The sequence below is a fragment of the Paenibacillus sp. J22P90 genome (assembly GCF_059692195.1).
The window spans coordinates 269,871-292,944 of sequence record NZ_JCAUAY010000001.1 but is presented as its reverse complement, the minus strand read 5'-3'; the positions used below and the strand labels follow the sequence as shown (position 1 = coordinate 292,944).

Here is a 23,074-nt window from a genome sequence, read left to right as displayed (position 1 = left end):
GAAAATATTATGTAAAACAAAACATCCTTGCCGTATCCCTCGTGGGATTTGCCTCCTTTCAATGATAGCGTATCGATAAAACGAAGAAGAAAAAACTATAAATTGTAAACACTTTCATCAAAAACTAACTAATCTTAAAAAAGTGCACTTCCTTCTAAAAAACCTTATTCCAATTTTACTACTATTTGAACCTCATCCAAGGTGATACAGATTCTTTCTTGCTCATATCTAGCTTCCTTAATCTGCTTACTGCCTCTCTCCTTTGGATTCAATATCGTCACAAACCCTTCTTTGGCATCCGCCACAGCGCGAATATAGTCCATCATCGTTGCTTTACCTGAATCGGTAGGTATAAATGAAGTGGTTTTCCCTTTCTCAATCCAGGAACGATTCAGTTTGCTTACGAATACTGTCTCTAGATCCACATCATAATAACCTTCCGATAAAAAAGTGGAGTTATTGCTTGTCGTAAACTTCGACGCAACTGGCAAGTTAAAAAGTACTTCGCCTTCAAAATCTTCAATGGTGTCGCAAATGACATAAAGATCATGCTCTCTAACATAGTACACATCACGTACATGTCTCCCTTGACCCTCAGGGTTCATTATTTCGATGGAGATATGATCTATGTCCCCTCCAAGGTTAGAGGCTATCACCCTGCTGGACCTCGGAACGTCAACCCATCCACGTTCTAGGCTGTACGTTCCCGCTGACAAATTAATTGCCCCATTGCCGGACTTCTTGAATTGCTTTTGTCGAGTCGAGAATTGGACACAAGCGTGAGAGTACGAGCTAATATGCCAACTTGTGCTACTGTCGAAATACCCTTCGATCCCGGAGTCCATCACAAGGGGAATCGAATTTTTATAAAGAATAAAAGATCCTTGATCCAAGTGCCCGTGAGCTATGGGTTTTGGACTAGACATAATCGCAAAGAAACTTTGTTTGCTGACGCCAAAATCATTTCTGAAGATGTAAATGCCTGCATTGGGGAAACTCTTGTTAGAATTCAACTTGAGCGTACTCAAAGGCTCGTAATTATGACAAATACCAAGAATGTTATCTAAAGCGATACCCTCGCCCCAAAACTTTTTGAATGGCTTCCCAGCTCTTCCCCATGTTTGGTACATGCGATCTGCAATCCGTTTATCCACTTTTTCTACTTCTTCGAGGTAAGTAATGTAGCTTCCGAACTCAGAACCGCCTGAGAGAGCATGATCACCAAACGGTGGTGTGCCAATTCGTCCGTCAAAAAATACATACCCCGGCGTCTGCATATGGATGCTGAAATCAAACATCTCTGCTAGACGGGTCATGGCAAACCAATTCTCACCCATCACATGTGACACCACTTTTGCATAGCCAGCAAAACGTTCTAATGCAGCATGGTGATAACGAATCGATTCCGGCCAGGAGTTATCGGGGTTCACATTGAGCTCCAATTGTGACTGCAGTACCGCGTGTGCATTATAGAGCCATGTTTTGCGATTCGGAAAATCGTCCAGCACCATCATCATATACGCAGTACCCGCGCACATATCGGTCTGCCAGTTGCTGCAGCCTCGCTGAGCATCTTTCGCGGACAACTCCGTCCGATCCCTAAGATCCAGCATATAACGAAGCAAGTACTCAACCATCGCATAAAAGCGACTTTTCTCTTCCTCGTTAAAAACAAACGCTTCTTTAATGAAGGAGTAGGTGACAGCTGCGCTGCATAGCAATCGTCCCCCCTGCACAGCACCGTAAGAATCGCTCCCCTGAGGGCGTGAATTCTCAATTAGCCAATGTTCAGCACCCTGGCAGAAGTCGTTAAGCGTATATAAAATTGCATACTTTGCCTTTAAAGCATAGGTAGCGTCTTTCGTCATAGCATATTGAATAGCGTCGCATTGCATCGTCAATTGAAAGCAGCCATTCGGAAGCGAGGAGGAGCGGTTAAAGAAATATTGGTATACATCAACGACTTGCCCGGCTTCGTCCAAAAAAGTAATGACCGTTTTAATTCCACGTTTGAACTTTCCATCAATTTTCGCGGCAAATGTCAGCGTATACCCAATGCCTGACTCCAACGTAATTTCATTGCAATACGTCCAACTACCCTCGTCAAGTTTCGTCGGGTTACAAATATAAATAGATCGCGGTATCGTTCCTTCTTTGCAATTGAATGAGACTTGCGACGATGGATTCGCTGACTCAAAAGCGCGTCTATCGCCTCCACCGCAAAATGGATATGTTGACTCCCAACTCAGATCAGGATTGCCACTTACTGTTTCGGCTCGCCAACTATGCGGCATGAACTCACCTTCTTCAAATCCACCATTCAAAATAGCAAGACTGCCTCCGTTCGCCGATAGAATCTCTACATTGTCGATCCAAACATGGCCTAAACCATCCTGCTCATTTTCTTCACCCGGCAAGACAATAGAAAGCGTTGCTTTGACCGTACGATCAGGAGCTGTAAAATTGACGATTTTATCAGTGGAGCTCCATACGTAAAACAACTCATTGATTTGTTTATAGTCAGGGTCTTCGCGCACAATGAGATCCATGGCTTTCTCCAAATAGCTAAGACTGTAGCGCTCAGATAACTCAATAATCTGATTGTACTGTCCCTGCAACAGCGAATCTGACGCGATATTTGCTTTTACCTTGTCTAAAGAGGCATCGTTTAAATACAGTGTAGAAGCTGGTTCTATGTCTGTGCGTAGAACGCGAGAATAGCGGAAATTTCGGAGACAATTCAAACAATCTACAATAGCTAAAGCAAGTTCTTCCCCTCTAGGCTTTACTGCGAAAGCATCTTTCGCTTGTGCAAGTCGCTCCTTCGACTGGCGCAATAATACAGATGTTGCTTCGTCATACTCACCAATGGCACTGCCAAAGACCGCTGACTGCAGCATTTCCTCCACCTTCTCAAGCACTAAGTCTGCTTTGCCAGGAAGTTCAGCCGCTCCCCCTGCCATCATATCCTGCTGCTCGAACCAGACCAATGCATGCTCCAGCCCGTATTCGTGAAAAACTTTACCCACGTAATTATACGAAGGGGTCATAGTGAAACGCTTGGTGGCGAGAAGAATGGCCTCCTCTGATCTCGGAGAATAAAACTGCCGATTTCTTACGAACGGTATGCCTGCCTCCCCCTCCAGTGCCCGTTCAGCAGCATCGATTATATCGGAAATTGCCAATTTAGCCCCGTCTGTGAAAAAGGCTTCTCTCGTTTCCAACAGGTACTCCGCTCTGTTCACCAGTGATTGTAAGTAGTCTCTTGCCGTACTTGCCACAGTACTCGTCTGATTCTCCATCTCTATACCCACACCCTTCTGGTATCATTACTTGCCACTGGCTGTTTCCTCTCGAACAATCTGCCCATCCTTGTATTCCGACAGCTGCAAATTGATGTCTTCCCGTTCCATATTGTTTACTCGGATCACTTGCTTTCTGCCGTCTTTCAAGTTAACTTCTACCGTATTCTCGTCAACTGTTAGCACGGATACAATCATTGGCTCTAATTCATAAGGCTCAACGACTGTAAGGAAACGACCAATCTCGCCATGTGTCCGCACCGCATATGTGATACGGCGCTGCGCTTCGTCTCCTGGGAAAGCGTCAGCTCCAATAAGTCCTACGAATTTCACCGCGTTCAAAGCCGATATGTCGAGACAAATGATAGCTTCTCGATCATGGTCAACTGGACTAGTTGGGATTGCATCCGGATATTCATTACCAACAATCGTTACTCTGCCACCTTCATAATCCTTACCTATTCCATGTCCAGCATCAACGTTAGTACACGAGATATCCAACTCACTGAGCTTCAACTTGGAACCATCAGCTCTCAACAAATAGGCCTCTCCCCAAAATAAACCCTGCTTTGTTCGAAGGGGATACTTTTGTTCGGTGTAAATCGGCCCGTTCTTCACATGCAGACTTAACGACTTAGCACCTGTTAGATCAACGTCACATTTTCCTTCTCCAAGCAGCCATGCGCCAAAATCGCCATCAGCCCTCACTTCACCATCAACCTCTACACGGTAAGCTAACGGAATTGTAATGCCGTGATGTTCCGCAGCTCTCCCCGTGATTTGAACAGTTTTTGGCGGCCAAGCAGTATGCACATCCATCTTTAACACACCTGGCACGTTATGGGCCGTGCGGTTTCCTCTCTGGTCTTCGCCTTCCCCGAAGATCATTTCAAAACTGGCAACACTCGTTCCAGCAGCATCGTACCAGTGACAATCGGTTATGAATTGCCCATCAGACAGTGGATTATCTGTCCATTGGCTCGTATGCTTTTTATATATTAAATCGTTGGCTTGAATGCCTTTGAAGCCTTTGATTTGGAACAAGTTATCAAACTGATGCTCTTTTTCGCCTTTCACATAATCGAACAAAACCACATAGTCATCGGTAAGCGCCATCGCTCTTCTCTGAACAACAGGCTTGGTAAAATCAGACAACTCACCATAAGGCGGCGTAGCCTCCACCCTTGGCAGCCAACTGGCGTTCATCTCACATCGTTCCTCGAGTGTTTGCGTATTGGGATAAACCATGCCCCCATATGGCGGATATGACCACTGCGCGATTGTCTCCACCACTGCTGCCTGAAGCGCATGACCACTGTAAAACAGCACTCTTTTTGAATCGGATGGCACCTGCATTTTCCCATCCACAACAACCATGTTTTTGGTCAAGGAGTTCTGAACATAAAATTTGTACATGAAATGGTGGTATCCCCACCAGACATGCTCGGGGTTAAAGAAGCTGCGTCCATAACGCATGAGGGAAAGCAGTTCTGTCCGATCAAAATGCCCATGCGCATAGCCATGTGATCCATAGCGCAGCACAGCTTGAATTTGCTCGCTCTGTATACGGTCCTCAGTTTGACTTCTTAGCATCGCAATACCAACGTTATCCGAACAAGCATTCTTCTTCGTATACATCGATGCATATTCTGGCAGCTCAGCATGCCCAAAGATCGGATCAGCCTGAGGAAAGCGTTGAATGACCGGAATGTATTCCGGGTCTTGGTAATACTGATAAGCCAGGTCAAACGTGGATCCAAAATGAACACCATCTAGCTTCTTCTCATCGGAATCACTCATTCCGAATAAAACTCCGCGATCGTCAAGAAACGGAATTACCGCATCGAATAAATCTTTTATGCATACGTAGCTTTTCTGATTGCCGCCCCACTTTTTGTTATACATGCCGAACCTGACGACGGCATCTTGCCCGTTATACGTACTGTTCACTTCATCGTTGAACGGAATTCGGAAATGTGTATGCAATAAGTTGTATCCAAACGGAAGGAGCGCATGTGCCGTATGTATATACATAGATGAAACCCACGTATTATAGCCTACAGAGCATTCGTGCCACCAACCGTCATTAAACAAGCCATATTTTAGTTGATCGATCGAGCCCCCAGCACCAAAAACAAAGCGCAACGCTCGTTCGATATCTTCGATCGCAAGTGCACAGTAAAATGCTCCGGTGATTTCAGATAGCAACCAATTCGATATATGTCCAGACTGTATGTGATGATCTAGGATATCCATATATATTCGAAATGTCTTTTCTATCCCGCGATGATCATCCGGTGTTAAGATACCGCTGCTATGAATAATGTCATAGGGAATTGCCAAATGCTGAAAGAAGTGTCCTTCTTGTACATAGCTTGCGCTGCAGCCCTTCTTCTTCTTCGGGTATCCGGTTTCTTCATCAATGAAATACCGCAGAAATTTGGCTACTTTCTCTGCATATTTCAGTTCCTTAGTAAGTGCATAAGCATACGCCGCCGACATAATGCCATGTTCCTCATTCGTATTGTAGCAATAATCTCTTTCCTGGGTGGGAACCGGCGGAATAACTTGCCAGGCTTCTGCGTCAGCAATAATCTGCTTATATCCTCTGTTAAATATCGGATTCCGATCTATCTTTTCCTTCGTGGACTTCCATTGTTCCTCATTATGATAGATGTATGGATGTGCCAATCGACGCATTGTTTTCACTTCTACTTCCACAGCGCTTGCACTATCTCCACCTGCAATAAATCGTAACAGGGTATTTTCATGTCCACCAGGAACAATACGGTCATGAATGCGGACTTTTGCTGTAATCTCCTGCTTCCCATTCGGCTCCAATATGAATCGCGAGGGAGAAATGACAGGCAGCAGTGATTCCCATCCCTCAAACACCTGCTTTACGGCTACACTTTGCTTAGACTCTGTACAGTTATAAACCGTCATTGTATAGATGACTTCATCGCCTACTTCGCCAGATTTGCCCCGAACATCCGTCTCCACATAGATTCGATTTCCCCTGCGAATCTCCGCCCGGATTAGCTCCGCATCTCCACGCAGCTCAATACTTTTGAGGAATCTCCACATATTCTTTTTGCACGTTTCTATATCGAAATCAGTCAACTTTAAGTTAACTCGATGTTCTCCTTTGCCCGCCAACCATATCGCTGTAGAAACAGACCCATGATCGATAAAACCAGCCTTGATGATTATTTCAGTTTCTTCTTCTGCCGTATAAAAGACCAATTCCAAACCATGCCAATTCATAACATCAAAGGCCGAGTCATTCCCTCTTTCGAAACCGATCGGATACCAGCCTACCGCATCCTGAAGGTTCGGAAATTCTAGATTAAAGGACTCTTTCAGTTGATATCCATAATCACTTTTGGTACCATGTTGATGCCAATTTTCCAAAATGTTAATTCGTACTGTCATATGTCTCACTCCTCCAACAAATATTGTGTATGTGGGTATTGCGTCAACAACTTAGCAAAAGAAAACGACAATTGAGCAGATAAACTCAACTGTCGCTACATAACGATTACTTGCCGCCTTTATCCAAATAAGCTTGAATTTGCTTCTGCAGCTCAGCGCGAACCTTGTCCATACCAAGCGCTTTCAATTCACCGCTCAACTTGGCAGTTTGAGCTTCCCAGTCTTTGATCTGACCAGCTTTCAGCAGTTGAATGAATGGATCCGTTTTGGAGGTAATACTTGCAACTTCCGCTTTCACATTTGTACTGTCAAATGTAAACATAGCTAACGGTGCTGAATAGTAGGTATCTGCTTTCGCTGAGTACTCAAAATATTTACGTGATGTTTCATCCAAATCGCTGCTAAGTCGAATCATGTTGGGATTCCAAGACAATTCGTATCCAGGAAAATTGTAGTTTTTGGACTCATCCAATAATTTGATTTGATTGCTGCCTACTGCTTCCCAATGTTTACCTGGAATGCCGTATTCAATTAAATCATGGTTTTCTTGAGAGCTGAACAACCAATCGAAATACTTCATTGTTCTATCTAAGTTTTTAGAAGTCGTAGGAATTGCAATCGAGTTGTTTGATCTGTAGTTCGTGCTGATGGCTTGCGGTTTCATATCACGAATATCTTTTTTCAGCACGAAAAACTCCAGTTCTGCTGTAGAGATCGTTTCCTTCAGCTTCTTTCTGTCTGCAGCAAAGGAACTAATTGTGCCATAATAGGATGCTGCTTTTCCTGACATGAAATAAGCTTTACTATCCTTTTGGCTAACAACGTCTTTCTCTAAATACTTGCTCCATTCCGCCCATTTATCGTACTGTGGGTATGCAGTCTTAGCCGTGTTGTAGGGAGCTGGCAGCTTCGCAAACGCTGCAGCTTCGTCACCCAGCGCTGCCATATTTTGAACTTTCTTTCCGTCATCCGATAATTGAACAAGGATAGGAATGCCAGCAATGCCAACTGTACCGACATTTGGAATCCTTGTATTACTTTCACCTGACCAGATTTCCTGGAAGCCGCCGTTCCCTTTAACCGCAAGAGGAGTTAGGGATTTATCGTTCTCTTGTACTTTCTTATAAAAATTTTCAAGATCCTCATAATTGTTAATCTTGGCAAATCCGTATTTCTCTCGTAAATCTTTGCGAATATACACGACAGGCAGATCAAAGAAATATTGCGTGAAAGGAATCGTGTACAGATGACCGTCAAAACGCTTATTCGCTTCTACAAATTCAGGAGTAAACTCCTTCTTCAAGCCTGGATAAGCGTCATTATTGAAATATTTATCGAGTTGGGCATAGGCGCCTTGCGGAACAAGTTCCTTCAGATTCATGAAATCAGCGTCAAACACGAAATCAACCTCTTCACCTGCTGTCATCATCAGCTTCACTTTTTGCTTATGATCAGCACTCGGATTCCATTGAATATTCAACTTCGTATTCAGCGTGTCTTTGGTCCGTTTCTCAAATTCATCCATGACGAGCTGCATATCTTTCGGCGGATCTCCGAAAAGCATACCCTTTAGTGTCACAGGCGAAAGTTTCGCAGGGGCTGCGGAAGCAGCAGAAGAAGCTGCTGGACTTGCTTCTGGTTGTTTAGAATCGCTGCATGCCGAAGCCGTAGTAATCACTGCTAACGCTAACATCGAAGTTGAAATCGTTCTCATTTTCATGTTTTTATCCTCCCTATTAGTCCTCATCTATACTAAACCGCCGAGAGCGGACCTAGCCTTTCACTGCTCCTACCATTAACCCTTTAACGAAATATTTCTGCAAAAACGGATACAAGAAAATGATCGGGCCGATTGTTACGATCGTCGTAGCCAACCGAACTGTAATCGCTGGTGGGACAAAGTTTGGAATATTCACATCGGCTGAAACCTGATTAATATAGTCCAAATTGTTCATGATGCGCTGAATCAAATATTGCAGAGGAAACTTATGCGAATCGTTGATATATAACAACGCGTTGAACCAGTTGTTCCAATAACTCAGAGCGTAGAACAACCCAATCGTAGCAAGTGCTGGAAGCGAAACTGGCAGAATGATGCGAAATAAAATGTAGGCATCATTCGCGCCATCCATCTTTGCGGATTCAGCAAGCGATTCATCAATCGTTGCAAAGAAGTTTCGCAGTAAAAACATGTTCCATGCGCTGATCATGCTTGGGATGATGAGCACCCAAATCGAATCTTTCATCCCCAAGTATTTTGAAATCAACAAGTAGGAAGCGACCAAACCACCGTGGAATAACATCGTAAAATAAACGAAAAATGCGATTTTATTGCGATATTTAACCGATTTAACGGAAATGGCGTAAGCCATAGCGCTGGTGAAAATCATCGATAACGTCGTGCCGACAAGGGTAACAAAGGTGGTTACGCCATATGCACGGAAGATTGTATTATCTTCAAAAATTAATTTATAAGCCTGTATGGAGAATTCTTTGGGAAAGAATGTATAGCCTTTCTTCAATATTTCTCCTTCTGTAGCAAATGAGCTTGCTAGTACCGATAAAAACGGAATCAAACAATAAATCGAGAACAAAACAAGAATGAGATAAAAAACAAATTTCAACAGCTTATCTGATAAACTCTCTTGAATCATATGCAGCCTCCATTTCTTAAAAGATAGCCGAGTCTGGCGATGTTTTCTTAGCTACATAGTTCACTGTGATCACTAAAATGAACCCGATAATCGATTGTAAAAAGCCAACAGCTGCTGACATCCCCATGTCCCCAAGATCCATCAATGCACGGAAAACGAAAGTGTCAATGACATCTGTCGATGGGTAAAGAAGCGGATTTCTTCCAATAATCGCATAAATCATGCCGAAATCTCCGTTAAAGATGCCCCCTACTGCAAGTATGGTCAATAGAATGACCGTCGGTTTCAAGAGTGGCAGCGTGATAAAACGTATTTTTTGGAGGCGGCTTGCGCCGTCCATGGCAGCAGATTCATAAATCTCCGGATTAATACCCGAAATCGTGGCCATGTAGACGATGGAACCGAAACCAGCGCCATGCCAAATTTTCAACATAACGAGAATAGCTGGCCAGTACTGTGGAGAAGACAAGTATTGTATGGGTTCAATCCCGAAAATACCTATGAATTGATTTAAGAATCCTCCGTCTGTCGCCACGAAAGCCGTCATGAACATAGCAACAACCGTCCAAGAGAGAAAATGCGGGAAAATCATAACGGATTGGGAAATTTTCTTAAACCATTTGCCACCAATCTCCGTCACCATAATCGCGATCGCCACAGCGGCAATCGTTCCGAATGTAATAAACAGTACGTTCAGAAATACCGTATTGCTCACGACTTTAATCCAATCGCTGGAGTTGAAGAAGAATTGGAAGTTTTTTAATCCGACGAATTTACTGCCGGTAATTCCCTTTACCGCTTTGAAATCTTGGAAGGCGACAACGATTCCCCCCATTGGCAGATAGGCAAAGACTAAGAACCAGATAACACCGGGAAGTGCCAAAAAGTACATAAATTTATTCACTTTCAGCTCATGAAAAAAAGCACCAACCGCACCGCGTTGTTTCTTAGCCACCGATGCTTTAATCGTAGTTTGTGTGGATGTAATTGTGTTGCTCATCTTGTTGTTTCCTCCTTTCACCATGTCGATGACTCTACTCTACGTTGGTTCGTTTCTTCTTAAAAGTTTAAGATGTCGTCAAAATCACTGATTTTCACCGAATTCCGTGTGTGAAATTACACCACTTTCATTCATTTGTGCTTATATCATCTAAAAAAGCGAACATACGAACTTATTAAATTAAAGTTCATACGCTCGCCATTGGTATTTAAACATGCATTATTTTGCTAGAATACTCCTCATCACGCTTCTTGTACGCTGAACTTATGATGCTTCCTATAGTGATCCGGCGTCTTGCCGCAATGCTTTTTAAAAGAAACATAAAAATAATTCGTATTTTCCATCCCAACCATCTCACCAATTTTATTTGCTGGAAGATCGGTTTGCACAAGTAACTCTTTGGCTTTGTCGAAACGGTACTCGCTCAAATATGAGGTAATCGATTGCCCTGCTATCTCTTTAAACACTTTACGCATGTAATTCATGGAGAGGCCGCCAACTTCAACTAAAGACTCCACGGTTAAGTTCGAGTCTGCATAATGCTCATGAATATGCTGAATTATTTTATCTACAATCCACTTGTTCTTCTGTAACGATTGCAAATCCCTAGAACCTATTGCCTGTTCACATAAACTTAAGTACCAAGTCTCGATTTCCTCAAGTGTTTCCCATTGATTGAGCGTTGCCATGAGGCTACCGATATCCATGATTGTCCCTGTGCTAGGTTGCATCGTCATTGCTTTAGCCGTTCTCGCTGTAGAGATGAGCAACTGAGTCAAGCTGAGCATCATCTCATCTGGCGTTGCTTTACAGGTATAGGCGAGGAAGGAAGCAAAGGCTTCTCTGATACTCGCCATATCCCCGAGTTTTAACTGATCCGTAATCTGTTTCTCAATGGCAGACACTTGGCTGTCTTGCAACGGCTCTCTTAACTTTTCAATGCCTGGTTGAATAATGGCTCCGTTCCCAAAGATGATACGATAAGCGGAAGCAAGCTTAGCTGCCTCCCTTGATGATTCAATTTCCAATAGACGTATACTCTCTGAACCCACAGCAATTGAAACGGATAGATGTAGAAATTGTGCCACATTGTCTTGTATATCCTTCAGCATTTCCGTAAGTTGCGGCTCTAACTCCGTATTCTCCTGCACGTTGACGATCATTGCGATCCCATCATCGCCTGAGTCAAAACAAACGGCAGGCATTCGACTAGAGCTGACCTCAACAGCTATATTTGATATTGCATATCTTAGCAACGCAATATCCGGCTGCTTATACGTGGCTAGCAGCTGGCGGTAGGCATCGAGTCGAAGCAAGCATACAACATATCTCGGATAGGAGAATTCGATTCCCACGCGGGCCAGTTTTCTAGCCATCTCCTCTTCGTTCGACCAGCCTCCGGATGTCAGCATTCGAAGCACCTCGTGCCTTTTGGCCGAACGATAGTCCTGTACACTCAACTGTAAATCCTGAATCTGATGGTCCAAATAAAAAAATGTCCTTCCAAGCACATCCAATTCGGATTCTCCTTGTGTCCTAATGATGTCTCCGGAGGAGTGAGTCACTTTCGCTAGAAGACGATGAATAGGGCCGTAAATCCACTTCGTAAAAAATCCGCCGATTAGTAAAACAATCACAAGTAGACAACCAGTCACCATTAATATAAACCGTTGTGTTTCCCTAACTTCACCAAGGAGACTCTCATAATCGATCAATCCGATGAACGTCCATCCTAAACTCTCTGATTTAATATAGGAAACCCGATAACTCCGACCTTCTTTTTTAAATTCAAAAGAACCTTTTGGCTCAGGAGAGTCGTTGATCAACTGGACATATGACTCTTTTGTTAAATTCGTGTTGATCATCTCATTCGTGGAGTGGGTGATTACGGTATCCTGTTTATTCAAAATCATGGATTCGAACAAACCGCTTTGTGCGCCGTTCATGACCATACTTTGCAGCGTACGCTGGTCTAAATTAAGCACCATGGCGCCATTCGCCACCTTGCCAACAGCATTTGGAAATACGAGAGAAATTACATTCATCTTATATTTCCTATCATAAATGGCATAATCGATATGACGGGGATAAAAGATGTTTGAGCGATTGGGCTGAATACTAGCCAATAGATTAAGTACATCGGGATCATAGAAAGCATCAAACGATTTGACGGTACTAAGTGATGAGAAAGCCAATTTCTTCTGATCATTCAGCAGATAGATCGAATGGATCAAAGGATTCGTACTGCTTAATTCATAGAGCTTGTTGCCAATTCGGCCAAGTTCACTCGTATTAAAATCCATATTATAAAAGCTCATCTGAATTTCGGGACCGTTAAACAGACTTCCAAAATTGGCGAATGTCGATGTCAATAAAATGTTCGCTGTATTGAAAGACTGTTCAATTGCCGTATCGGTTGAGCGATTAATTTGTTCGGTTAAATTTCGGGAAACTTTGGACGCAATAACAAACGTAAGCACAGCAATGACTAAAAGCCCTACCAGCAGATAGGACAAAATGATTCGAATTAACATATTTTTGTTTTTTAAGAAGGCCTGCATGCTTTTCATTACGTTCCTCCTCTGGTTTATGACAAAAGAAAAAGAGACAGCCCCTAGACGAGGCGCCTCTTTTCACTGTATCAGAAGGGTAACGGAACTTGGATGCAGTTTTTTAACACATGTATGCGCTTTTTTAAGTGTCTTTCCCTGTTAGGCCAATTAATTGGTCACAACCGTCAGAACAGGAGCATTGCTTCCAAACTCTTTGGAATAAAAGTCAATGCCGATATCATTATTGGCAGCAGGGTCTTTCACATACAACGTAGCGATTTGGTCCCCAGCAAGTTGAGCGGCAATGAAAGGTGTAACGTCAAACTCGACCCAGCCGAGCGCAGTTACCCCTGTCGTTGCAACCGCACTACCAATAGACGGTCGATTGGCGTAGGTAATGCCCGTTTCAGTCCACGTATCATCCGTAACCTCGTAGACGGTCCTGTCTGCGTTGGCTGACTTACTTTTCACGTACAATTTCAGCTTAGCAGACGTCACGGAACTGCTAAGACCGCTTAAATTGAATCTCAAGTACGCACTTCGGTCATTACTCGCGCTTTGCTTAGTCACCATAGAATCAATAGTACCGTAGTTCGTCGTTGTTGCACCGCTATTCACATAGCTATCGGCAGCCGCACTCAGGTCCGTGGTCACTGCTGATGTACCGGCATTCAAGATACTGATCTGATTCAAATGGAAAGAATCGGACGTACCTGAGACGAAAACCCTCATCGCTTGGACTCCTTTGGTCAAAGGTACACTACTAGCAACGGTATAACTGCTCCATGTCGATGCGCTTCCAGTAGATGGGAGTGCAACATTGCTCGTAGCATCTACTCCCCCAAATGCAAATTTAATCGAACCACTGCCACTCGTTGCGGCATAATTAACGCCCAGCTTATAGTTTCCGTTTGCTGGCACATAGACCGTATACGTAAACCATTCCCCATTATCGAGATCCGTTAAAGCATAGTTATTCGTCGTGACTAGCTTGATGTCAACACCGTCATCGCGATATTGGCCTCCTGAATTGGATGAAGTTGCATCATGATAGGTTCTGCCTTCTCCATCAATCGGGAAGTAATCATAATTTTCGGCTTCAATCGTTCCTGGCAACACATGCATGCCGAATTGTGGAACTCCGCTCGTAAATCCTTTCACAGGATCCCCAGCAGTTAGCTGCGGTCTGCGGAAAGATAACGCGCCCCAACCAGGATGATCTAGACTCCAGCCCGTTTGCTCATAGCCAGATAAAGAAATGGCTGTATCTCTTGAGCGCTCGGTCCAAATAGCCTGAGTACCGAGTCCCATTCTCACTAGAAAATGTGCAGCCGCTTGTTCATAGACTGGTCGTTTCCCAGGGAAGTCTCCTCTGCTTAAAGTGACAAAGTCGCTTTCAAAGTACGGATTGATTTGCTTAGAATACCATCTGCCAGTTCGGTCAAAGCGCTGTATAAAATTGCTTGGCGACCAAGGGGTCGTTTGATCGGGATAAGATGCTACATAAGATGTGTTGTAACGACCCATAAACTCGATACCTTTCAGCATGCGGTTATCTAAGGCGTTCCAAACACCATCCCCTTGATTCCAGGCTACCTCCGAGATGCCTTCCATAATTCCCAAACCGAAAAAGGCGTGCTGCTGGTCGCGTGAGCTTTCCTGATTTTGGCCGTTCTCCCACACATAATTCCGCATCACGCCATTGTAGCCCCAATCGGCAACAGTCGTCTGTTTACTGTTTGTATACGTATTAAAATACGTATTTGTGGCTGTTTCCGCTCCAGGGGTAGACGGACCAGTAGCATAAGGAATATCATCCGTTCTGTGAGGCAGACCTTTGAAGTATCGCAGTGCTCTGTCGTACATGGTGCGATTATCGAGGAACACCCCCATGGAAATCATTGCTCTCCATGCGATTAAGTCCTGATTTCCGTGTCTACCTGAATCACCATTGTAGATCCGCCAATAGAAGGTACCATTGTTTGCTGTAACGGACGCAGGAACGCCTGTTTTGGAGTATCCCGGATAAACGAGCATATCCTTGAACTTTTGCAAGTCTGCAGCAGCCCAGCCTGTGTAAGTACTCTTGATAATTTCCGCCGCCTCTACAAGCTTCCAAGCGTATAAGCCGGCGTTCAATGCTTCTGTTCCTCCGCCAGTCACTTCGGTCAAATTACTCCAACGATTGAAAATCTCAACTGCTTTGGCTGCATGCCGACTATCACCTGTAATGGACCACATTAGCGAATTCAAATAAGCCGCCGTCACATCGGATTCAAATTCAGCATTATGCGTCCCCTCTCTGTTCAATACGGTCCAGCTCGAATTCCCAAGCACCGTATAGCTGTAGCTGGCTTTGGGATCAGCTTTCAGTTCATTATAAGAAGTCAGCCATGGCTCAACGCCTGCTTCCACCATATATTTCATACGCTGTAGATCAGAAAGCTTGAATAACGCGCCTGGATGCACAAATGGTGTGCTGTCGGTAGGTGCCGTATGGAAGTTGACCGGCTCCGTGATAACACTTAATAGCGGTTGTCCCGTGCTATTCTCCTTGCTATAGAAATCAATCCCAACATCGTTATTAGCAACGGGATCCTTGATATAAATACTAACGGTCTTGTCACCCGCGAACTCACTCATCACATAGGAAGTGATATCAATATCCACCCAGCCTAGTCCGGAAACTCGTACACTTCCTATCGGGTTGCCAAATGCCGGCTTATTGCTGTAGGTTAAGCCAGTTTCTGTCCACGTATCAGTCGATACGCTGTAAGCAGTCCGATCAGCAACAGCAGATAAGCTTTTCACATTCAACCTTAATGTGGCGGACGACACATTACCCGTCAAACCACTCAAATCAAATTTGAAAAAAGCGCTGCGATCGTTAGACGTGCTTTGCTTCGTAACCATAGATGTTGCCGTTCCGTAATTGGTTGTCGTAGCCCCACTGTTCACATAGCTGTCAGCGATTGGAGACAAGTCTGTAACCGTACTTGCACTTACTTCTTGAATACCGAAAGGTGAACTCGCGATAGAGAATATCATGGCAAAGATTAGGCTGAAGAAAATGAACTTGCTGTTGGATCGTTTCAACATCCATACACCTCCAGATTATTAGTTCTGCATGATCACAAAAATCAAAACCTCACCTCCGCATTAGAGTTGTGAATGCGCTTTCAACTTTAAATTCTAGACTCGATTTTCGAGTAAAACAATGTATGTTTTTATAGAAGGAACTACAGTTTTTTAAGAATTATACAAAAAACAGCCAAGAACGAGTATTAACGTCCTTGACTGCCTGTATCGTGCATTCAATTTTTCAACTTTAATAAAATTGCTGCTCCACTAAAAGATTCATTTATTTTGACTGTTAGCTCATTGCCTAGGAAAGTTACAGTATTCAAATTCTCCATATAAACATCCTCGACGTTAAGAATCCTCTCCGAATTCATCCTAATCTGGATTGGCTCGTTGAACTCACCTTCAAATGTGTGTACGATTACTACAGCTTCCTTATGATCATGACTTGTTCGAACTAAGGCCTGCCAACCATCAGGATGACGGTAACTTTGAACTTTCGGTCCAAACCGGTAGCTCACACCATCTTTAATTAGATGGCTGATACGTTTATAAAAACGAATTCCTTCGTCTACGATATCCCACTGCGCTTTTTGTAAATCATAAATATCCCCAGATAAACACATACGACCTAAAAATGTGCTTGCGATTGAGTAACGTAGTCTTTTCTCCGTATCTTCTTTTCTTAACACTGCCCAGATCTGACTCTGTCTCGGAAGTATAACACGGTGCATATTCGCTGCAATAATCGGTATCTCAAGTTCCTCGTGCGCATCTGAAAAGGAAGACATAGATGTTAAAGCAAGCATAGAAGGCTCTAGCCGATGTCCGCCAGATGAACAATTTTCAATTACTAATTGCGGGCATTCTTTTTGAATTTTAAGGAAAAACGCCTGTACCGCCTCCATTTGAACCCGCAATCCTTCCCCCAGTGAATCGCTATGATCACAACCAATTCCAATGGTTTCATTGTAATCGATCTTCAAGTATCCAAAATTATATTCTTTAATAAAATCAATAATTTTTCGTTCTAGATAATCCATCACAAAAGGATCATTGAAATCCCAGAATCTCCTTTGGCCAGATGTAATGGGGATGCCATCTCTTTTAAGTAAATGATCCTCCCAGGTATATACTTGAGCTAAAGGCCCACAGTTCTCAATCTCAAACCAAATTCCAGGAATCATGCCACAATCGCGTATCACTTGAACAGTCGCCTCTAACCCATTTGGGAAAAGTTCAGGTGAGATATGCCAATCCCCCATGTTACTTTCCCAACTCTTCCCACTCTCTGCATACCAACCTGCATCAATGATCAAATATTGGATACCTTTTCCTTTTAGCATATGGGCTATTCTTGAAACATTTTCATGTGATGGCGTTCCCCACGTTGTGCAAAACTCATTAAAAATAACGGGTAATTCTTTCTCAGTCTCTGGAAGATTTTGCAATAATCGATTGTGATATCGCGTAAGCCTTTGAGAAACCTCATCTAAATCACCAACTGCTGTAGTTAATAAGGCGATTGGCGTCGTGAAACTTTCATTTGGTTTTAATTTTTTCACCCAATGTCCAAACTCTCGATCTGCGCTTCCACCTGAAATACAAAGTGCATCATCTCTGCGATATACCTCTAGTTGCCAAGAGGCAGGATGAGCTAGTTGAGCTGCCCAAATAACGTTTCTCACTGTATCTTCTACTGCCACAAATGGAAAAAATCCACGTACAGGCATGGAACCTACCTGACCAAATCGCTCGCTAAGTATGCCATGCTTTTGCCATGATGGCTCTAGTTGTAAATCCTCTATTGAACAAGTCTCTAAACGCCCCTCATTACTCCACTTACTTCTAAATCGATGCATAAGCAATGAAAAAGGCGCATCTCCTTTTTCGAATGGCGTTATTCCGCCTAATGAAAAGCTAGATAACATCTCTAATCCAATTTCTTTGTTACTATGGTTTGTAATCGTAGACACGGACTCAAAAGACTCATATCCATGAAAGTAGGTAAGCTTATGTGTAATAATATAAGGATGAGTCTCATGATTAAAGATTGTATTTATGTGAATACCTGACTCATCCTGTTCCATGTTTTGCTCTTTATATTTAAATTTTGGTATAGACTTTGAACTTCGCATCGTTACTCCTTGAGCAAATCCACCGGCATAATCATCTCCAATTAACTTGACCTGTACAAGAGAATCAATGGCATACTGCTTATCGACATTAATCTGATCTAGTCGTGATTCAGGCACTAACATTAATCCAACCTGCCGCGTTAAAGGATCCCACATATAGCGTACAACGGTGTCACCGAAGTTAAATTGTGAAAGTAGTTCCATTTTGATTATCCACTCCTTAGATATGTTTAGTAATTATTCTTTTGATTTATTAAAAAGAGAAAAGAGATAGCAGTTAATTCAGCCATCTCTTTTCTACCACTTCATAAAAGTAATCATTCAACCTAGACATCAAGTTCCATATAATCAAAAAAGTCGAAATCCGCATGCAAGCGAGTACCTCGCAAATCCTGTGCGCAAAGCCCAACGAAAGCGCCAGTAAAGGATAATTTCCGCTGGTAGCTGTCCGCAAGATTCCCGGAGTATAACATCGGACCAATAGGCTGCCACGACTGACCGTCTAAACAATAAGAGAAATGAATCTTATCAAAATTCATTGCTGCTTTGAGATAGATTCGCTCCCCTTCAGGAATCGGCACATAAGCGTCCAGTTCATCATATTGCCCCTGATCACTTACGATAATCGCCAGATGCTTCCCGAACTGCTCATCATGTGAAATGCGCAGATAGTAATGATCGGATTCATCATAATAGAGCACTAGACCCGCCATTTGGGTAAAAGCCACCGGCTCGAATGCCACGCAAGTCACCATCTCGCACTGGAAGCTTTGAATACGTCTTGCCACGAGACTTTGGTTGTGCAAGGAGGTCAGTGACTCCCTTCCCTTCAATCGCAAGAAGCCAGGACGCTCAGTTAAGCTTAACCAAGACTCGTCTGCCGGAACGCGCAATGTATGCCAATGCACACTGAGCTTCGGCTCGTCGAAATCATCTCGAACCGGGTCTGGCGCAAACGGATGCGGCGTTAGCTCCGTCTCCGGAATATGCAGCTGCGGCTGCTTCCCGCCTGCGGCGAGCCGTAGCCAGCCGTCCGCTGTCCACACTACTTTTTGCAGGGAGGTTTCTCTCCCTAATGGACTAAGTTTGTTGCCATCCTGAAGGGGACGAGAACAAATAAATACCATGTACCAATCCCCTAGCTGCGTTTCCACCAAGGAGCCATGACCTGCATTTTGCAGTGGATGTTCTGGGATATTTCTTGTCGTAATAATTGGATATTCAGGATCAACCTCATAAGGACCGTCGACGGAAGTCGCTCGCATGAGAGTTGCAGCGTGCATCGGCCCGGTTCCCCCTTCGGCTAACAGCAAATAGTAGAAGCCATCCTTTTTGTACACCATCGGGCCTTCAGTAACACCCAAATCTGTCCCTTTAGTAATCAGCTTGATATCGCCAATCAGCTTTCCTTCAACAGGACAGAATTCCTGCATGATAATACCTGCGAATCGATTTTTGTTTTTCCGAAAATCCCATTGCATATTAAACAGATATTTGCGGCCATCCGTATCGTGGAACAAAAAGTGATCAAAACCGCTAGAGTTCAGATAGATCGGTTCAGACCATGGCCCTTCAATCGATGACGCTGTCACAATATAGTTGTGCAGATCTTTATACACGCCTTTTCGACCCACCACATTCGTAAAGCACAAATAATAAGTACCATCGTAGAAGCTTAAGGAAGGCGCCCAAATGCCGCCTGAACTTGGTACACCGCGCAGATCAAGCTGACTCACCCGATCCAACGGACGCGATAAGGGTCTCCAGTTCATTAAATCTTTTGAATGATGAATGAGCACACCTGGGAACCATTCAAAGGTAGATGTTGCGATATAATAATCATCTTCAACACGAATGATTGATGCATCCGGGTTGAAGCCGCGTAGAATTGGATTCTGAATCATGATTTTGAGCTCCCCCTTACCACAGATACAAATCGTTTCCTTTTAGCTTGAAAATTGCTTCCATGAAGTAATAATCGCCATAAATAATCGCGTGATGGTGGTTCGCAGAATGATAGGCAGCTGAACCGTATTGAACCAGACTATCACTACTTGTTGTCCAATCGATTCGTGAGTCTAACGATCTAAGTAATTTCACCGCAGCACCGAGATACAGATCCTTTTCATGCTCGCCTACAACTTTTGCAATTTCAATCAGACCACACGCTGCAATCGCAGCAGCCGTATCATCCTCGCGCTTCGGTTCTTTCGGCTGCCGGAAATCAACTGGAATTACGCCATCCGCTGGGATGTTCGCAATAAAATAGTTTGCAATCCGTTTCGCGGTTTGTAAATACTCTTCCTTCTGCGTATGAATATAGCTCATCATGTAACCATACAATGCCCAAGTCTGCCCTCTCGTCCAGGAAGAACCCTCTTCATATCCTTGACCACCATACGTTCGAATCACACCACCTTCAAAAGGATCAAATTCAACGATGTGATTAACCGATCCATCCGGGCGAACAAACGCAGTCATGCACGTATCCGCATGCTTCATTGCAATTTGCTTGAACCGCGGATCACCTGTTTCTTCCGAAGCCCAGTACAGTATTGGAATATTGAACATGCAGTCAATGATTGCCCAACCTCTTGTATCGGATCCCTCCAAATCGTTCCAAGCACGAATAAAGCCGCCTGCCAAATTAAAGCGCCCTGCAAGCAATACCGCAGCATGAAGTGCTCTTTTTCGAGATTCCGGATTTTGGGTCACTTTATAGTTCGCCACACTTGTCGGCAACCACATAAAACCAACATCATGATGCAATCCGTAAAATTCATCAAAACAGCGATCTAATTCTTTTTCGGAGATTTGCGCGATTTCTTTATATTTCTCGTTGCCGGTCTCGTGATGCATAAGCCACATCATGCCGCCCCAGAAACCATTCGTCCACCAATTAATTTCATCCGTTTCGGTACCTGTAGGATTATCTACGATGCGATTATCGTGTGTTCCGTTAATGGTCGTGTACGGAATTTTATATTTAGACTTTTCACTAACCCAGTCCATTTTCGTTGATATTCTATTAATTACTTCATTTAACCATTGTTGATCCTGCTCTTTTAACATGCTTATCGCCCACTTTCCCCATTTTTTTCATTTTTAAAAATCCTCCCTATCCGCCCTGATGGTAGATAGAGAGGTTCCACATGTGTCACAAAACCCCTGATGTTAACCTTTTGTTGCACCCGCGGCAATCCCTTTGACAAAATACTTTTGCAACGCGATAAACGCGATCAAAACAGGGATAATTGAAATCGCGGTACCTGCGAATACCATATCCCATTGGGAAGCATATTCACCGACGAAGCCAAAGATTTCGACAATCATCGTTTTAGGCTTATCCGAAGGTAGAACCAAGCTTGGCATCAAGAAATCGTTCCAAATGCCGAGTCCATTCAGCACGACCAAGCTCGCCGTACAAGGTCCAAGTAGCGGGAATACGATCCGCCAGAAAATGCTGTACTTAGAGCAGCCGTCGATTTCAGCTGCTTCCTCAATTTCACGAGGCACCCCTTTTAGAAAGCTTGTATAAAGCAATACGCCGAACCCAACCGATCCGGAGATGTAAATGAGTATTGGGGCGCTCAGTGTGCCGTAGAAACCCATCATTTTCATCTCTTTGAACAGTGGAATCATATAGACTTGAAATGGAATCATCATACCGGCTAGAAAGTAGACATATACCAAATTCGTCCACTTTTTATTCGTCCTTTCAATCGCGTAAGCAGCCATTGGTATAATTGCAATCATCGCGACAATCGAGCTCAATGTTAAAATAATGGAGTTCACCATGGCTCTAGGGAAGTCGGTTTTAGTCCACAGATAAACGAAGCTATCCACGTACCAACTAGTTGGGAATGCAATTGCATCCCGCATAATTGCTCCGTTGCTTTTAAAGGCGGAAATCAAGCTAAAGTAAATCGGGAAGAAGAAGAAAATGGCAAGGACAAGTGTCAGGACAAAGAGGAGAATCTCGAGTATACTTTTCTGTTTTCTCATCTTATAACTGCACCTCCCTGCTGCGAAGCAGCTTAATTTGAATAAGTGATACGATCAAAATCAAAATAAATAAGACAAGCGATAGCGCCGTTCCAAAGCCTTGACGCAACTCACCAAATCCGACTTTATAAATAATATAAGTCAGTGTTTCTGTCGCAAATCCAGGTCCACCGTCCGTCATAACGGCGATTTGATCAAATATTTTTAAGGACGCAATCATCGACAACATCATGCACACCGTAAAGGCTCCTGCAAGCAACGGGAATGTAATATGACGGAATTGCTGCCAGCGATTCGCTCCATCAATACTTGCCGCTTCCGTTAACTCTGGCGGAATCCCTTGCAGTCCAGCCAGATAAATTATCATATAATAGCCAGCGCCTTTCCATACAGTTGCAAAAATGACGGAGATCAATGCATAATCCGGATTTCCAAGCCAATCAACGTTTAAGAAGGATAGGTGCAGCTTATCTAGCAATTGTGTAATAACTCCAAAGTTGAAATTTAATATTATCGTCCAGACAAACCCCATAACAATCCCGCTGAGTAACGTTGGGAAATAAAAAATGCTGCGAAACAAATTACGGAACCATCTCACCTGATCCACTAGCATCGCTAGCATCAGGGCAACGACATTCTCTATAACAACTAAAACTACTGACAAAATCAAAGTATTTTTCAGCGCATTATGCACGCGCTCGCTATGCCACATCTCAACGAAGTTATCAAATCCAATGAATCGAATATCTGGACTAACACCATCCCAGGAAGTAAAGCTAAGATAAACACTGCTAGCTGTTGGAACCATGACGAATAAGGTATAGAGGATCAATGCAGGAATAAGAAACACGATGGAAAAGTTTAGCCATTTTCTTTTTCTCTTTACAGGCTGTATGGTTGTCATTCT

General features: G+C 43.5%; 12 protein-coding genes. All 12 read right to left on the bottom strand.

Going from position 1 to position 23,074, the window contains the following annotated elements; all coding sequences use genetic code 11:
- Window positions 1–164: 164 nt before the first annotated feature.
- Window positions 165–3,314 (bottom strand): heparinase II/III domain-containing protein, encoded by a 3,150-nt coding sequence (locus AC58UX_RS01220; RefSeq protein WP_497248915.1) that lies wholly within the window; start codon window positions 3,312–3,314, stop codon window positions 165–167.
- A gap of 15 nt (window positions 3,315–3,329) precedes the next feature.
- Complete coding sequence (locus AC58UX_RS01215) at window positions 3,330–6,737, bottom strand: COG1470 family protein (RefSeq protein ID WP_497248913.1); 3,408 nt, start codon at window positions 6,735–6,737, stop codon at window positions 3,330–3,332.
- A 106-nt stretch (window positions 6,738–6,843) separates the two neighbouring features.
- Window positions 6,844–8,457 (bottom strand): extracellular solute-binding protein, encoded by a 1,614-nt coding sequence (locus AC58UX_RS01210; protein WP_497248911.1) that lies wholly within the window; start codon window positions 8,455–8,457, stop codon window positions 6,844–6,846.
- 52 nt (window positions 8,458–8,509) lie between these two features.
- Window positions 8,510–9,391, bottom strand: a complete 882-nt coding sequence (locus tag AC58UX_RS01205; protein ID WP_497248909.1) for a carbohydrate ABC transporter permease — start codon at window positions 9,389–9,391, stop codon at window positions 8,510–8,512.
- A 16-nt stretch (window positions 9,392–9,407) separates the two neighbouring features.
- Complete coding sequence (locus AC58UX_RS01200) at window positions 9,408–10,391, bottom strand: ABC transporter permease (RefSeq protein ID WP_497248907.1); 984 nt, start codon at window positions 10,389–10,391, stop codon at window positions 9,408–9,410.
- A 242-nt stretch (window positions 10,392–10,633) separates the two neighbouring features.
- Window positions 10,634–12,961 (bottom strand): helix-turn-helix domain-containing protein, encoded by a 2,328-nt coding sequence (locus AC58UX_RS01195; protein ID WP_497248905.1) that lies wholly within the window; start codon window positions 12,959–12,961, stop codon window positions 10,634–10,636.
- A 150-nt stretch (window positions 12,962–13,111) separates the two neighbouring features.
- Window positions 13,112–16,042, bottom strand: a complete 2,931-nt coding sequence (locus AC58UX_RS01190) for a CBM96 family carbohydrate-binding protein (protein ID WP_497248903.1) — start codon at window positions 16,040–16,042, stop codon at window positions 13,112–13,114.
- Between the two features lie 215 nt (window positions 16,043–16,257).
- Window positions 16,258–18,366, bottom strand: a complete 2,109-nt coding sequence (locus tag AC58UX_RS01185) for a glycoside hydrolase family 36 protein (RefSeq protein WP_497248901.1) — start codon at window positions 18,364–18,366, stop codon at window positions 16,258–16,260.
- Between the two features lie 122 nt (window positions 18,367–18,488).
- Complete coding sequence (locus AC58UX_RS01180; protein ID WP_497248899.1) at window positions 18,489–20,066, bottom strand: glycoside hydrolase family 43 protein; 1,578 nt, start codon at window positions 20,064–20,066, stop codon at window positions 18,489–18,491.
- 16 nt (window positions 20,067–20,082) lie between these two features.
- Window positions 20,083–21,234 (bottom strand): glycoside hydrolase family protein, encoded by a 1,152-nt coding sequence (locus AC58UX_RS01175; RefSeq protein WP_497248897.1) that lies wholly within the window; start codon window positions 21,232–21,234, stop codon window positions 20,083–20,085.
- Between the two features lie 102 nt (window positions 21,235–21,336).
- Window positions 21,337–22,167: a carbohydrate ABC transporter permease gene (locus tag AC58UX_RS01170; protein ID WP_497248895.1), complete on the bottom strand. Its 831-nt coding sequence runs from the start codon at window positions 22,165–22,167 to the stop codon at window positions 21,337–21,339.
- Between the two features lies 1 nt (window position 22,168).
- Window positions 22,169–23,071: a carbohydrate ABC transporter permease gene (locus tag AC58UX_RS01165; RefSeq protein ID WP_497248893.1), complete on the bottom strand. Its 903-nt coding sequence runs from the start codon at window positions 23,069–23,071 to the stop codon at window positions 22,169–22,171.
- Window positions 23,072–23,074: the final 3 nt, after the last annotated feature.

Excerpts from the sequence above, each read along its gene's own strand:
- AC58UX_RS01170 (WP_497248895.1), bottom strand. The coding sequence starts at position 22,167 with ATGAGAAAACAGAAAAGTATACTCGAGATTCTCCTCTTTGTCCTGACA.
- AC58UX_RS01210 (WP_497248911.1), bottom strand. The coding sequence starts at position 8,457 with ATGAAAATGAGAACGATTTCAACTTCGATGTTAGCGTTAGCAGTGATT.
- AC58UX_RS01200 (WP_497248907.1), bottom strand. The coding sequence starts at position 10,391 with ATGAGCAACACAATTACATCCACACAAACTACGATTAAAGCATCGGTG.
- AC58UX_RS01175 (WP_497248897.1), bottom strand. The coding sequence starts at position 21,234 with ATGTTAAAAGAGCAGGATCAACAATGGTTAAATGAAGTAATTAATAGA.
- AC58UX_RS01165 (WP_497248893.1), bottom strand. The coding sequence starts at position 23,071 with ATGACAACCATACAGCCTGTAAAGAGAAAAAGAAAATGGCTAAACTTT.
- AC58UX_RS01205 (WP_497248909.1), bottom strand. The coding sequence starts at position 9,391 with ATGATTCAAGAGAGTTTATCAGATAAGCTGTTGAAATTTGTTTTTTAT.
- AC58UX_RS01215 (WP_497248913.1), bottom strand. The coding sequence starts at position 6,737 with ATGACAGTACGAATTAACATTTTGGAAAATTGGCATCAACATGGTACC.
- AC58UX_RS01190 (WP_497248903.1), bottom strand. The coding sequence starts at position 16,042 with ATGTTGAAACGATCCAACAGCAAGTTCATTTTCTTCAGCCTAATCTTT.
- AC58UX_RS01180 (WP_497248899.1), bottom strand. The coding sequence starts at position 20,066 with ATGATTCAGAATCCAATTCTACGCGGCTTCAACCCGGATGCATCAATC.
- AC58UX_RS01195 (WP_497248905.1), bottom strand. The coding sequence starts at position 12,961 with ATGAAAAGCATGCAGGCCTTCTTAAAAAACAAAAATATGTTAATTCGA.
- AC58UX_RS01185 (WP_497248901.1), bottom strand. The coding sequence starts at position 18,366 with ATGGAACTACTTTCACAATTTAACTTCGGTGACACCGTTGTACGCTAT.